The organism is Candidatus Symbiopectobacterium endolongispinus (genome assembly GCF_018777385.1).
Taxonomy (GTDB): Bacteria; Pseudomonadota; Gammaproteobacteria; order Enterobacterales; family Enterobacteriaceae; genus Symbiopectobacterium; species Symbiopectobacterium endolongispinus.
Genome location: NZ_JAFJYB010000005.1, coordinates 227929 through 242169, shown reverse-complemented (window position 1 = coordinate 242169; position 14241 = coordinate 227929). Strand labels below are relative to the sequence as shown.

The 14241-nt window shown below is 50.1% G+C and carries 12 protein-coding genes and 4 pseudogenes; 13 read left to right on the top strand and 3 right to left on the bottom strand.

Annotated features, from left to right (window positions below):
- Positions 1-14: 14 nt before the first annotated feature.
- The 8 genes and pseudogenes from JZM30_RS20040 to JZM30_RS20010 form a co-directional block, all read left to right on the top strand.
- Positions 15-1038 (top strand): annotated as a pseudogene (locus tag JZM30_RS20040) (ABC transporter permease).
- Positions 1035-1940, top strand: coding sequence for an ABC transporter permease (locus JZM30_RS20035; RefSeq protein WP_252320892.1), 906 nt, complete (start codon positions 1035-1037; stop codon positions 1938-1940). Before JZM30_RS20040 ends, JZM30_RS20035 begins: the two are co-directional and overlap by 4 nt.
- Positions 1912-2790: an ABC transporter ATP-binding protein gene (locus tag JZM30_RS20030; protein WP_252320890.1), complete on the top strand. Its 879-nt coding sequence runs from the start codon at positions 1912-1914 to the stop codon at positions 2788-2790. The genes JZM30_RS20035 and JZM30_RS20030 overlap by 29 nt, the downstream gene beginning before the upstream one ends.
- A gap of 33 nt (positions 2791-2823) precedes the next feature.
- Positions 2824-3598: pseudogene (locus JZM30_RS20025) on the top strand (ABC transporter ATP-binding protein).
- A 214-nt stretch (positions 3599-3812) separates the two neighbouring features.
- Positions 3813-4403, top strand: a complete 591-nt coding sequence (gene ppiA, locus JZM30_RS20020; protein ID WP_252320888.1) for a peptidylprolyl isomerase A — start codon at positions 3813-3815, stop codon at positions 4401-4403.
- A gap of 709 nt (positions 4404-5112) precedes the next feature.
- Positions 5113-5379: a hypothetical protein gene (locus JZM30_RS20015; RefSeq protein ID WP_252320886.1), complete on the top strand. Its 267-nt coding sequence runs from the start codon at positions 5113-5115 to the stop codon at positions 5377-5379.
- The gene (locus tag JZM30_RS24450) at positions 5376-5570 is read left to right on the top strand and encodes a lytic polysaccharide monooxygenase (protein ID WP_368858844.1); all 195 of its coding nucleotides are present in this window, start codon (positions 5376-5378) and stop codon (positions 5568-5570) included. Before JZM30_RS20015 ends, JZM30_RS24450 begins: the two co-directional genes overlap by 4 nt.
- Positions 5571-6015: 445 nt before the next feature.
- Positions 6016-6390 (top strand): annotated as a pseudogene (locus JZM30_RS20010) (lytic polysaccharide monooxygenase); the annotation flags it as partial.
- 55 nt (positions 6391-6445) lie between these two features.
- On the opposite strand, the gene JZM30_RS20005 reads toward JZM30_RS20010, so the two are convergent.
- The gene (locus tag JZM30_RS20005) at positions 6446-7561 is read right to left on the bottom strand and encodes a polysaccharide lyase (RefSeq protein ID WP_252320882.1); all 1116 of its coding nucleotides are present in this window, start codon (positions 7559-7561) and stop codon (positions 6446-6448) included.
- A 1160-nt stretch (positions 7562-8721) separates the two neighbouring features.
- Between JZM30_RS20005 and JZM30_RS20000 the strand changes: the two genes are divergently transcribed.
- The 4 genes from JZM30_RS20000 (at position 8722) to argD (ending at position 11884) form a co-directional block, all read left to right on the top strand.
- Positions 8722-8979 carry a hypothetical protein gene (locus JZM30_RS20000; protein ID WP_252320880.1) on the top strand — a complete coding sequence of 86 codons (258 nt, stop codon included), beginning with the start codon at positions 8722-8724 and terminating at the stop codon, positions 8977-8979.
- A gap of 217 nt (positions 8980-9196) precedes the next feature.
- On the top strand, positions 9197-9799 hold the full coding sequence (locus JZM30_RS19995; protein WP_252320878.1) for a lytic polysaccharide monooxygenase: 603 nt from the start codon (positions 9197-9199) through the stop codon (positions 9797-9799).
- A gap of 161 nt (positions 9800-9960) precedes the next feature.
- Positions 9961-10536, top strand: coding sequence for an aminodeoxychorismate synthase component II (locus JZM30_RS19990; RefSeq protein ID WP_252320876.1), 576 nt, complete (start codon positions 9961-9963; stop codon positions 10534-10536).
- A 124-nt stretch (positions 10537-10660) separates the two neighbouring features.
- On the top strand, positions 10661-11884 hold the full coding sequence (argD, locus tag JZM30_RS19985; protein WP_252320874.1) for a bifunctional acetylornithine/succinyldiaminopimelate transaminase: 1224 nt from the start codon (positions 10661-10663) through the stop codon (positions 11882-11884).
- Between the two features lie 66 nt (positions 11885-11950).
- Here argD and crp read toward each other — a convergent pair whose 3' ends face one another.
- Positions 11951-12583 (bottom strand): cAMP-activated global transcriptional regulator CRP, encoded by a 633-nt coding sequence (gene crp / locus JZM30_RS19980; RefSeq protein WP_252320872.1) that lies wholly within the window; start codon positions 12581-12583, stop codon positions 11951-11953.
- A 316-nt stretch (positions 12584-12899) separates the two neighbouring features.
- On the opposite strand from crp, the gene JZM30_RS19975 reads away from it, so the two are divergent.
- Entirely contained in the window at positions 12900-13307 is a 408-nt protein-coding gene (locus JZM30_RS19975) for an OsmC family protein (RefSeq protein ID WP_252320870.1), read from the top strand.
- A 26-nt stretch (positions 13308-13333) separates the two neighbouring features.
- Here the strand turns inward: JZM30_RS19975 and JZM30_RS19970 are convergent.
- Positions 13334-14202 (bottom strand): annotated as a pseudogene (locus JZM30_RS19970) (phosphoribulokinase).
- Positions 14203-14241 lie beyond the last annotated feature (39 nt).

The following is a 14241-nucleotide window of genomic DNA, read 5'->3' as shown; positions in this document are numbered from 1 at the left end:
CTGGGAGAAAGAACATGGTTTTCTCTGATTGGCTCAAACCGGTGGCGTTACCCTATCGCGTAGCCAAGCGGTTGTTACAGGTTGCCTTCACGCTGTTTGGGTTGTTGATTCTGACCTTCATTATTGGTCGGGTAATGCCGATCGATCCGGTATTGGCGATCGTCGGTCAGGATGCTGACCAAAGTACCTATCAGCAGCTAGGCCTGGATAAGCCGCCGTATGTTCAATTCGGTATCTACTTCAATTCATTGCTGCACGGCGATTTGGGCAATGCGATGCTCACCGGCCGTCCGGTAGTGTATGACATTATCCGTGTATTTCCTGCAACGGTGGAACTGGCAACGATGGCGATTATCGTCGGTGCCTGGATGGGTGTGTCGCTCGGCGTGATGGCGGCGGCGCGGCAAGCTGGCGAACTATATCGTACGCTTTATCAGCCTGGCGGGTTACTCCACGCCGATTTTCTGGGTCGGCATGATGGGGCTATTGGTGTTTTACGCCTGGCTCAACTGGGTCGGTGGCGCAGGGCGCGTAGATATGGCGTGGGACGGCATGGTGGAAAACCGCACCGGCTTACTGCTGGTGGATTCCTTACTGGCGCGCGAGTGGGCGGTTTTCTTTAGTGCTCTGAACCACCTGGTGTTGCCTGCCACCATTCTTGGCTTCCATTCGCTGGCCTATATCAGCCGTATGACGCGCAGCTTTATGCTGGCACAACTGTCGCAAGAGTACATCATCACCGCACAGGTCAAAGGACTGTCTGAGTTTCGGGTGATTTGGGCGCATGCGTTTCGCAATATTTTGGTGCAACTGCTGACGGTAGTCGCGCTGGCGTATGGCTCACTGCTGGAGGGGGCGGTGCTGATTGAAACCGTGTTCTCCTGGCCGGGCTTTGGTTCCTATCTGACGGGCAGCCTGCTGCTGGGAGATATGAATGCGGTGATGGGCTGCGTGCTGCTGGTGGGGCTGATTTTCGTCACCCTTAACCTGCTCTCCGATATGTTGTATCAAATCTTCGATCCGAGGACTCGCGCATGAGTATGTCTTCCGAACCGGTAATCGGCTCCTTGCCGGCAGCCAAAAATGGGCGAATTCGAGTGCGTGGCGCGCGTCTGTTCAATTTCCTGCGCCTGCTGGCGAAAAATCCACTGACGGCCATTGGTTCGCTGATTGTGCTGTCGCTGATTGTCATCGCCATTTTCGCGCCCTGGCTGGCAACGCACGATCCATTAGTACAAGACCTGGCAAATGCTCTGCAAGCGCCGGGGGCAACCCATTGGTTTGGTACCGATGAGTTTGGGCGCGATGTGTATAGCCGTCTGGTGTATGGCTCACGCATCACGCTGTACATTGTGGCGCTGGTGTCGGTAACCGTTGGTCCGATCGGCTTGATGCTCGCCGTGGTAGCGGGCTACTACGGCGGCATCGTCGATACCATCCTGATGCGCATCACCGATATCTTTATCTCCTTCCCCAGTCTGGTGCTGGCACTGGCGTTTGTAGCCGCCTTGGGGCCGGGGTTAGAGCATGTGGTGATTGCCATTACCCTCACTGCCTGGCCGCCTATCGCACGTCTGGCTCGTGCTGAAACGCTGTCACTGCGTCAGGCGGATTTCGTTTCTGCGGTAAAACTGCAAGGCGCATCGTCGCTGCGCATTCTGGTGTATCACATTGTGCCGTTGTGTCTGCCTTCAGTGATTATTCGTATCACCATGAACATGGCGGGCATCATTTTGACCGCTGCTGGGCTTGGCTTCTTGGGATTGGGTGCTCAACCGCCCGATCCTGAATGGGGGGCCATGATCTCTGCCGGTCGTCACTACATGATGGAGTGCTGGTGGTTAGTCACCATTCCTGGGTTGGCTATTCTGATGAACAGCCTGGCGTTTAACTTTCTTGGAGACGGCCTACGTGACATCCTCGATCCTCGCACCGAATAAGGGTGCAACTCAGGGCGCGCCGCTGCTGGAGGTGGAAAACCTCAAGGTGAGCTTCATGAACCACGGCGCAGTGACAGATGCTGTGCGCGGCGTCTCCTTTAACCTGGGCTGCGAGAAGCTAGCGATAGTCGGTGAATCCGGCTCGGGTAAATCAACGGTCGGGCGTGCGCTGCTGCATCTGCACCCGCGCAGCGCACGGGTAATGGCCGACATACTGCGCTTCGGCCAGACTGACTTGCTCAATATTTCTGAAGCACAGATGCGCCAGATCCGCGGTAAGCGTATTTCCATGATCATGCAAGATCCTAAGTATTCGCTGAATCCGGTGGTATGTGTTGGCGATCAGATTGCTGAAGCCTATCTGGCGCACCACAAGGTGCCAGAGCGCGTGGCGAAAGAGAAAGTCATGGCGATGCTGGATGTGGTACGCATTCGCCAGTCGGAACGCGTGTATGCACCTTATCCGCACGAAGTCTCCTGCGGTCAGGGACAGCGCATCATGATCGCCATGATGTTGATCACTGAGCCGGAAATCGTCATCGCCGACGAGCCAACCTCGGCGCTTGATGTGTCGGTGCGTTTACAGGTGCTTTCGATGCTGGATGATTTGGTGTCGGAGCGCGGATTGGGGCTGATCTTTATCAGCCACGATATCAATCTGGTGCGCAGCTTCTGCGACCGGGTGCTGGTGATGTACGCCGGACGCGTCGTGGAGTCCATCGCGGCGTGCGATCTCGATAACGCGCAGCATCCTTACACGCGTGGACTGCTCAATGCGTTGCCGGACATCGATCATCCTCGTGTGCGTCTGCCGGTCATGCAGCGCGATCCAGACTGGCTGAGTGAATAAGGAGTGACTATGGGCGCACAAAATACCGCGGCGATGATCGAGGTGAAAAACCTCAACCTATCTTTTGGTCAGGGGAACCAGCACAACCAGGTGTTGTTTGATGTCAATCTGGCGGTGCACGGTGGCGAAATCTTTGGTTTGGTGGGGGAATCGGGCTCGGGAAAAACCACGGTGCTGAAATGTCTGGCAGGGTTGTTCAACCACTGGCAGGGTGAGCTGTGCATCGATGGTCAACCGCTGGCGCACCGTATTGACAGAGCACGCTGCCGTCAGGTGCAGATGGTGTTTCAGGATCCCTACGGATCGCTGCATCCACGCCATACGGTTGAGACCATATTGGAGGAGCCGTTGCTGATCCATCGCATTGAGCAGCGCGATCGGCGTATTGATACCTTGCTGGAGAAAGTGGGGCTGGGGCCCCAGTTCCGTCGCCGCTACCCGCACCAGCTTTCCGGCGGGCAGCGCCAACGCGTTGCTATCGCGCGCGCTGATTCTCGAACCACGAGTTCTGTTGCTGGATGAACCCACTTCAGCGCTGGACGTGTCGGTGCAGGCAGAAATGCTCAATTTGCTGGCAGAACTGCAACAGCAGAACAACCTGACCTACCTGATGGTGACGCACGATTTGGGCGTGATTGCTCATTTATGCCACCGCGTGGCGGTGATGCAGTACGGCCGTATTCTGGAAACGCTGGAGACGGCGGAACTGACGCGTTCGACGGAGAAAACGGCCTACACCACAATGCTGGTGGATGCCAGCCGACAATACAGCCGCGATTTGGTCGTGCGTTCGGAGCGAATGGGTTAATAGTTCGGGTAAAAGCCGCATTATGTGCTAACAAGACGGGTTATTTACCCGTCTTTTTTACGATCGTCGCCGATACCGCACTGGTATGCTATACTTAATGGCCGTAACGTTGTGGCCTACCCTTAAGTAAAAAAAGTAAAAGGGTAGCGTTAAGGAGTGTGGTTATTTACAATCGTTACGCTTTCTTGTAGCCCCCGATCAAAAAGGAATTCTCATGTTCAAACGTACTCTGGTTGCTGCGGCAGCCCTGGTTTCACTGACAATGTTTTCATCTTCGGTCATGGTGTCGTCGGCGATCGCAGCTCCTGCCGCCACCACGCGCGTCTTGCTAACCACGTCTGAAGGCAACATCGAGTTAGCGCTGGACAACCAGAAAGCGCCTGTGTCAGTGAAAAACTTCGTCGAGTACGTTAATAGTGGCTTCTACAATGGCACCACCTTTCACCGCGTGATCCCAGGTTTTATGGTGCAGGGTGGCGGTTTTGTGGATGAAATGAAGCAAAAAGCCACTAACCCACCGATCAAAAATGAAGCGGACAACGGTTTACGCAACGTGCGTGGCACCATCGCCATGGCGCGCACCGCTGAAAAAGACAGCGCCACCAGTCAGTTCTTTATTAATGTCGCGGATAACGCTTTCCTCGATCACGGTCAGCGTGATTTTGGCTATGCGGTATTTGGCAAAGTGGTAAAAGGGATGGATGTTGCCGACAAAATCTCCCAAGTGCAGACCAGCAACGTTGGCCCTTACCAGAATGTACCAAGTAAACCGATCGTGATTAAATCGGCCAAAATACTGCCGTAAGCGTGGTCGAGAATTTCTGGATTTACCATCAAGGCCACATGACGTGGCCTTGATGGTTTCCGGCAAGTTATATGGAATCGTAGTCATGTGGTGCTATGGTTGATTATTATTTATTTGGCTAATTATTTTGATGCTTATGTCGCGTGGATTAGGAAAAATCGCACAGGGCTCATAAATACATAATGAAGGCTTTATTAATTAACAATCATGATGTTATGACTTATTTTATATAATGTGTGCAATTTAAAAATATCGGTTATGCTTAATCAAGATAATGATCCCTGAATCAATGCCCATTATTGGTTGATTAATTATAATTAATCCACGATGCAGTTATTGTCTTTCTTGCCACAAAAAACTTATGATTTGCCAGCTAATATTATTGCTTTGTATGTTTTTGATACTTATTTTTTCGGTGAAACATTATTTATGTTTTAAGAGGGATTATCTGTAAGTTGATGTCCTATTTATTTTTATCTCCCCAAGGTTAACTCATAAAGCTTCATTGGTTTTTTAAATAAAGATGTTTTTTGTTTGAAATATTATTGATGTAATTCATCTATGGAGCAGTCAATCGAGCCATAACGTATTGTTATTTGCACATGGCTACACATTTATTTTCATTCCGCTATTTATCACGATGACGATGGAGTAAGAAATGAAACGATACCTACTTCTGCTTAGTATGCTGCTGAGTTGTGTCCAAGTCATGGCTGAAGCAGAAAAGATAACTGTTGATCAAAACCCACCTCAACCTCCTCTCGATATTATGCCTGCGCATGGTTTTGTTAACCCGCCGGCAAGCCGAGCGACCCTATGCCGTACTGCTATTCCAGCACCACAACACAATACAATACAGGCTGTGGTGCTGCTCAGTGGGAACCTCAATCGATTGAAGGACGACAAGGTTTTCCTAATGGAGGTCCCCATGATGGCCAAATTGCCTGCGGAGGAAACTCGTGATTTTCTCAGATGAACCAGCAAACCGCTACCCGCTGGGTACGTGTTCCGATGCAAGCCGGAGATAGGGTGTTTACGTGGACGCTGACGCAAACGCATGTTACACGCTCCTGGCAGGTCTTTATTACTCAGCAAGACTGGGACCCAAATGCTCCTTTGTCGCGCGCCAGTTTCAATCTTACCCCGTTCTGTCAGCAACTATTTTAACCGCCCTATCCCCGGCCGACAACGCCGTTTTCCATGAATTGCACCATACCCCCGCGTACCGGATATCAGGTAATGCTGGCGGTATGGTCCGTGGAAATGCCTTCTATCAGGTGATTGATGCTCAGTTCTGAGGGTTATCCGTCATGATGCTATAGGCTAAAAATGCTTAATATAAAATCTGGAGTAAGCAATGAAACACATCGTCTTGCTGCTACTAACGCTGTTTACCAGTTTATATGGGGTTGCTGAAGAGCTAACCACTGATTCTCAGGCAGTGCCGCCAATAAGCCCTTACAGTGGGTATATTTCATCGCCGCCCAGTCGTGTGGTGTTGTGTACCGGTGATTTCGGTGGGGTGACTAACTCAAATTGTGGGCCGGCAAAGTTCCAATCTCAATTTATCGAAGGGCCGAGAGGATTTCCAATCTAAGGTCCTCCGGACGGAAAAATTGCAAGTGCCGGAAATCCGTTATTTTCTCAGTTGGGTGCCCAAAGTGCTAATCGATGGTATAAATCACCGATGATGCCGGGATACAATACTTTTACCTGGACGTTGAAAGTGCCGTACAATACTTATAGTTGGCAATTCTTTATCACGAAACAGAACTGGAACCCCAATACACCGCTGACACGCGCCAGTTTCGAGCCAGAACCCTTCTGTGTGAACTATGTTCCGGTGGATTCAACCCCACTGGAAAATATGAGCACCGACTGCGTGGTGCCACCGCGCACAGGTTATCAGGTCATATTAGGCGTGTGGACAGTCTCTGATAAAGCAGACGCTTTCTATCAGGTACTGGATGTGAATTTTGGCGCTTAAGGTCGCTTCAGGAATGAACTCAAGGCCACATTGTCTGGCCTTGAGTTTTTATCGGTTAGTTACACGCAGTGGTGGTCAATACTGCCAGGCCTTTTCCCTGACCGGCGAACTGTGCCAGCTTCGCTTTTACGCACTGGGCGCTGACTGGTGAATAGCTGTATGGCAGCGATGGGAAGGTGCCAGTAGACGTCCAATCTTGAGCGTTAACATAAGCTTTGGAATCGCTGGTCCAGGTAATATTATAAGTGGCGTTTTGAGAAGCGCTGGTGACGTTGTTATCACGCAGAACCCAGGTGCCAAAGTTGGAGCCGTCATAGCGTGATGTCACGGGGTTGACGGCATTTTCGAACCAGTTACGTTCGATCAGCGCGAGCCCATTCTGACGTACGTTTATCCCTGAGCTGGTAATGCCGGAATAAAGGTTGTTATAGGCGTGCACTTGCCCCCCACGCTGCAACGGCAAGCGGGCGTTCACATCGCTGTAAACGTTATGATGGTAAGTCAGGTTACGGCCCATATCGCTGCTGCTAGAGCCGCTTAATCCTACTTTTTTAATACCGTGGATGTAGTTATAAGATACCGTCACGTTCGTCGATGCTTTCTTGATATCGACGGCAGATTCAAACGTGGTATCGCCATCCGGTGTGCCGGCGCACTCGTAGTTTTTGGCATAAATCTCATTATGGTCAACCCAGACGTTCGGCGTGTTATCTACGCGGATGGCATCGCCATCACTCGCGCCGCCCGGCATATAGCCGAAACGCATATTACGAATCACCACATCGGAAGATTTCACTAACCAGAGACCAAAGTTGGCGGAAGAGCCGTTGGTGCCGAGTATCGTTATCCCTTTGGTGAATTCCTTGATTTCAACCCCGCGTGCGGGCTTGCTCCATTGGCTGCAAATATCGGCAGCCACCGCATTGATCAGCGCATCTTCGTTGCCGTCATAGGTGATCACCAGTGGATATGCACCGGTTTTCAATTTCTTGCCGCTGCTGTCCACGCGCGCGGCTTCAATGATATCCTGCATGGAATGGGCGGTTTTTTTAACGGCACCAGAGATATCGCCGCCATCGGTGGTCGCATAGCCGCCGGTATTCGCGGCGAACGCGCTTTGTACGGTTAACGTCAGCAGTCCTGCGGTAAGTGAAAGTAAGACGTGTTTCATTCCTGTCGTCTCCTGAGGGAGTTATGGTTTTGCTCCGGCATAATGATCCTTATGCCGATGGTAGGGTGTATGTTTGTTTCAATAAAAATGAAAAGTAATTTTATTGTGTTGCGGTATCATTTAAGCAAAAAATGAGAGGAAAACAAATAAAAGGTAATTATTGAGAGAGAAATGATTTCTTGGCATTTTAATTATTTTTACAGGTCGTTCCTATTTTAATGAAAAAGAAAAAATTATTTATATTCATGGGGGTTTTTTTCTATTGCAGGTAATGAGCCACGTGTGCGGATAATGGCATTTTTTAATTGGACAACTGGCATTAAGCGCAATTTTTTTATCAGCGCCCCTGTGATTTTAATTCTAAAATTTCAATCTAAGTCACATTTTTTTGTATGTTGACTGACATAAATAATTAGTGGTGTTATTAATTTTATGGCTAAGCAATATTTATTGCATGACGTTTTTTGGTTTTTATTAACTCGCTGTTTTGTTTTGAAAAAAAGAAAAATGATAACTCATTAATAAATAACTTATCTTCCTTTAGGATTTTGCTGACAGGTGGTGGTTTATTTGGTGCCATTCAGATAAAACAATTGCTTATGGTGTGTTTTATCAGAGGGGATTGTGTGTTTTCATAATATTTACAATATTGGCAACCAAAAAAATATTATTTTCTTTAAAATAGGCTAATATCATCATTGTGATTTTCCAATTATATTTTTTACTCAATATACTAATCATTAGTTAGCCAATCATCATCAGTACTTAATGGTTTGGCTAATGACGCTTTGCCTGTGCTCTTGACTCTTCTTTGCATATTTAATACCACCAGATTGCATTCATAAGTTTCTTATACACTTTCTTTTATCACTTTCTTTGATGAAAAAAGGAGGTTTTATTGATTGTTATATCTTTAATGTTGACTATTCAACTGAATGGTTTGAATTCGAATTATATTTTCGCTTAAGCGATTTTATACCTATGGTTTTGAAGTTGGTTTATTTTCGAACTTACTATTCTGTTTGTTTAAATCTTAATGATGACGTTAATAAAAACACATGCATCGCTATATTTCGCTGTAGCGTTGAATGAATTTTATTTATGAAAATATCGTTATTGAATGAATAATGAGAGGTGAGTTATGGATAAGAAAAATCAGCATGACCATCACGGTCCAGAAAAGCAACATTGCGACGATTACACACCGCCTAATGAACATCATTGTCCTCCAAACGAGGGCTGTGGTTCTCACACACCGCCTGGTGAATATCACGATCCTAGAAAGGATTACGGCGATTGTTATCCGTCGCCTAATGGGTATCTTGGCCCTGTTGTCGATCCCTGCGATCTGCACTCGCCGCCAGAAGGTCATTGTTGTCAGCCTGCTGATGATCCTTGCTACCAGGGGCCAGTCATAACACCGGCCCATAGCTGGCTGGCTTCTCCACAAAGCCGAACTGGTTTCGCGGTAAGCAGAGGTTGGTTACCGAATGGATGGCCGGCAAGTGAAATGGAGGGGATGAAGAACTTTCCTCTTTTCACCAACGGAAACAGTTCTGCGAATCTTATCTGGTTCCCCGGTGAAGGGGGCCATTTCCTGATTCAATCCACATCTTTCCGGGGGTGGCATCGCCAGTGCCTGATGGTCGGATATTTAGTGGCGGCCAAACGGCGAATAATCGTGACATCGTAAACCTCACCGATGCTGAATTGGAGATGAGGCACGGGGTGAGGTGGCTAAGAACCAACGTTGAATCCGGTCAATATTTAAAGATTAGTTGGAATCATACGGTTGTGCATGCCACCCGTGGTTATCGCTATTTCATTACCAGAAATGGCTTGGATCCCACGCGGAGAGCGACACGCGCAGATTTTGAAGATGCACCTTTTGCCAGCGTTATAAATCGGACTCCGCCTCTGAATACCATGCCGATGCAAGCCATCAAATTGCCGACAGATAGAACGGGCCATCATATTATTCTCTCGGTATGGATGGTGTCAGACACGGGGGCTGGTTTTTATTCTGCCTTCGACGTTAACTTCGTCGGTGGCGGTGGTGGCGGCGGCGAGACGGAAAATCCGGCGTCGTGGTCTCCGAATAGCGTGTTTTATCCTGTGGGCGTTTTATGTTTCGCACAACGGGGGGTTTATCGCTGCCGGAGCGCTCATACATCCAATAGCGGCTGGGCGCCAGGAGTTGCTTTTACCCTTTGGGTTTATGTCAGGCCGATGGTTTAGATCATCGCATTTCACACTACACTTGCAAACCGGGCACTGAGGTGTCCGGTTTTTTGTTACCTGCATAATGCATTGAAAAATAATAATAAAAAGTTATTCATTGCCTAAGTACCTACAAGCACAGTAGCCTACAGCATCTCTTTTTCGCGTAAACTTGCCCCATGCTACTACTCATCGATAACTACGACTCCTTCACCTACAACCTCTACCAGTACTTTTGTGAACTGGGCGTAGAGGTGTTGGTTAAACGCAACGACGCCCTGACGTTGGCGGACATTGAAGCGCTGGCCCCTACGCATCTGGTGATCTCCCCCGGTCCTTGCACACCGGATGACGCGGGTATTTCTCTGGCGGTGATTCGCCATTTTGCAGGCAAACTGCCCATTCTGGGCGTGTGTCTCGGCCATCAGGCGATGGGGCAGGCATTTGGTGCGCGCGTGGTGCGGGCGCGCCAGGTGATGCATGGAAAAACCTCCGTAATACATCACACCTGGAGCGGTGTTTTTAGCGGGTTGGCGCTGCCATTAACGGTGACGCGCTACCACTCTCTGGTGATCGATCCCGCTTCTTTGCCCGTCGAGTTTGACGTCACGGCCTGGACAGAGCGTGAAGGTGAGCGTGATGAAATCATGGGAATACGTCACCGTACCTTGCCGTTAGAAGGGGTGCAGTTTCACCCTGAGAGTATTCTGAGTGAGCAAGGGCATCAATTGTTGCAGAACTTCCTTAATACCTGAGGTTATCAGCATCGGTTGCGATAAAACGGACTGCCATAACGCGCTATTTTATAACCTTGCGTATTGATTTTTTATGCATATTTGATGATTGTATTTTCACTTTAAGCGGTGTGGACGGAAGCAAATGACAACAGATTCAAAGGCGGTAACGCGGGCGACGCATGACAAAGTGATTCTACCCGTATACGCACCGGCGCAATTTGTGCCGGTTAAAGGCAAAGGTAGCCGCGTATGGGATCAGCAGGGGCGCGAGTATATCGACTTTGCCGGTGGGATTGCGGTAACGGCATTGGGTCATTGCCACCCGGCGCTGGTGGCGGCGTTAAAGCAGCAGGGTGAAACGCTGTGGCACACCAGCAATATCTTCACCAATGAGCCAGCGTTGCGTCTGGCCAGCAAACTGATAGACGCCACCTTTGCCGAGCGCGTGTTCTTTGTTAACTCTGGTGCGGAAGCCAACGAAGCGGCTTTCAAGCTGGCTCGTCACTATGCGATTAAACGCCACAGCCCGTATAAAACAAAAATAATTGCGTTCTACAATGCGTTTCACGGCCGTACTTTGTTCACCGTTTCTGTAGGTGGGCAGGCGAAATACGCCGATGGCTTCGGACCAAAACCGGCCGATATCGTACACGTGCCGTTCAACGATCTGGCCGCAGTAAAAGCGGTGATGGATGACCACACCTGCGCCGTGGTGCTGGAGCCGATTCAGGGCGATGGTGGCATTACACCGGCCACGCCGGAATTCCTCAAAGGCGTGCGTGAACTGTGCGATCAGCATCACGCTCTGCTGGTGTTTGATGAAGTGCAAAGCGGCATGGGGCGTTCTGGCAAGTTGTTTACCTACATGCACTATGGCGTGACGCCGGATATTCTCACTACGGCGAAAGCGTTGGGCGGCGGTTTTCCCATCAGCGTCATGCTGACCACTGAAGAAGTCGCCTCTGTGATGACCGTCGGCGTACACGGCACCACTTACGGCGGTAACCCGCTGGCTTGTGCGGTGGCTGAAGCAGCATTGGACACCATCAACACCCCGCAGGTGCTTTCCGGTGTACAAGCGCGCCACGAGCGTTTCGTTTCGATTCTTCAGGCAATTAATGAAGAGCACGGTATTTTTGAGCAGATTCGCGGTATGGGCCTGCTGATTGGCGCAGAACTGAAGCCAAAATGGCACGGTCAGGCGGGCAAGTTCCTTGCCGCTGCCGCAGAGCAAGGCGTGATGGTGCTGGTCGCGGGACCTAACGTGATGCGTTTTGTGCCGTCGCTGGTGATTGATCTGGAAGATATCGATCAGGGCATGGCGCGGTTCGCGCGGGCGGTGGAAGCGGTAGTAAAAGCGGCGTAGCTCGCCGGGTCAAAAAGCACGCTGCGCGGTGCGCAACGTGCTTTTGTCTAAACGGCGCTGGTGATATCAGCGTGTGCCGTACACCACGATGGTTTTGCCGTGTGCCGAGATCAGATTCTGATCTTCCAGCATTTTCAGAATACGGCCTACCGTTTCGCGAGAACAGCCAACAATCTGACCAATTTCCTGACGCGTGATCTTGATTTGCATCCCATCCGGGTGCGTCATGGCATCGGGTTGCTTCGCCAGGTTCAACAGCGTCTGCGCAATGAGACCCGTGACATCCAGGAAGGCCAGGTTGCCCACTTTCTGAGACGTCACCTGGAGGCGACGCGCCATCTGTGAGGAAAGACGCATCAGAATATCCGGGTTGACCTGGATCAACTGACGGAATTTTTTATAGGAGATTTCAGCGACTTCACAGGCAGTTTTTGCCAGCACCCATGCACTGCGTTCCTGGCCCTCTTCGAACAGGCCCAGTTCCCCAATAAAATCCCCCTGGTTGAGGTAGGAGAGGATCATTTCCTTGCCTTCTTCATCCTTGATCAGCACAGCCACTGAGCCTTTCACGATGTAGTAAAGCGTTTCTGCCTTTTCACCTTGGTGAATCAGCGTGCTCTTCGATGGATACTTGTGAATATGACAATGAGAAAGGAACCATTCAAGAGTCGGGTCTGTCTGCGGTTTGCCGAGAACCATTCGCTGTTATCCTCTGTTGTAATTCACTGCGCAAATTACAGGGTTCAGAGTTCCCTGTACGGCGTATTAACGTGCTAGTAGTAAAAATTCCGTGTTGGCGGACTGACGTCAGGGAATATACTGGCCTCTGTATGGCGACGTCACGACCTGTTCTTACCGTCAGTATAAAACTGAAGGAACGGATTCTATTCCTGTTTGTAACACAGCTTGACGAGCCTGTCTCGTGTTGTCTCGCTTCAGCATGATTAAGCTCTAGTTATCGGCGGTTTTTATATATAACAGTGAGTAATTTTCAAATAAATTTGAGGAGTTGTGGATGCAAGCGCGCGTAAAATGGGTCGAATATCTGACCTTTCTCGGTGAGTCGTCATCCGGGCATCAGATCCTAATGGATGGCAATGCTGGTGATAAAGCTCACAGTCCGATGGAGATGGTGTTGATGGCGGCAGGAGGCTGTAGCGCCATTGATGTGGTGTCCATTTTGCAAAAGGGTCGCAATACGATTACCGGGTGTGAAGTCAAATTATCCTCCACGCGTCGTGAAGAAGCGCCGCGTCTGTTTACCCATATCAATCTGCATTTTGTCGTCACGGGCGTGGGGTTGACGGATAAAGTGGTTGAACGGGCGGTATCGCTGTCGGCGGAGAAGTATTGTTCAGTGGCGCTAATGTTAGAAAAGGCGGTGAAGGTTACTCACAGCCACGAAATCATCGCTGTCGCATAGTTTTCTGGCGGACTGTGTGTTTTATCTCAGCCCGCGCTACGCCCTTCTGCCAGCCGTTTTACCAACGGTGCCATGATCAGTTCCATGGCGAGTCCCATCCCCCCCACGGCACCACCAGCGTATTGATGTGTGAAATAAACGAGCCTTGCAGCATGGCCAGTAGGTAGGAATAGTCAATATGCTCGACGCCCTGGAAATGGATCACCACAAAGCTCTCGTCCAGCGAAGGGATTGCCTTGGCTGCAAGTGGGTTTGAGGTATCGATAGTCGGTACGCGCTGGAAGTTGATATGGGTGCGAGAAAACTGCGGCGTGATATAGGTGATGCAATCCTCCATGGAACGCACCACCGAATCCATCACGGCTTCACGTGAGTGACCGCGTTCGTTGATATCGCGAACCAGCTTTTGAATCCATTCCAGATTGACGATGGGGACCACGCCGACCAGTAGGTCAACGTGCTGGGCAACATCGTACTGGTCGGTGACCACCGCGCCGTGCAGACCCTCATAAAACAGCATATCGGTAGGATGCTGCATCGGCTCCCACGGAGTAAAGGTACCGGGCACTTGATTGTAGGGGATCGCCTCATCGTAAGTGTGCGGGTATTTGCGTGTTTTTCCGGTACCGTTGCGGCCATATTCGATAAACGCCTGTTCAAGCAGGCTGAAATCGTTGGCCTCTGGGCCGAAATAGCTGATATGACGGCCCAAATCTTTCGCTTTGCGAATCGCCATGTCCATTTCTGGCCTGGTATAACGGTGAAAGCTATCGACTTCCAGTGAAGCGGCTTTTATCTGCAACTGCTGGAAGATCTTCCTGAACGCGAGGCTGGTCGTGGTGGTGCCTGCTCCACTGGAGCCGGTAACGGCAATGATCGGGTGTTGTTGCGACATGCGGTTGCACTCCGTCGGATTAGGCGTTTGACTAACATG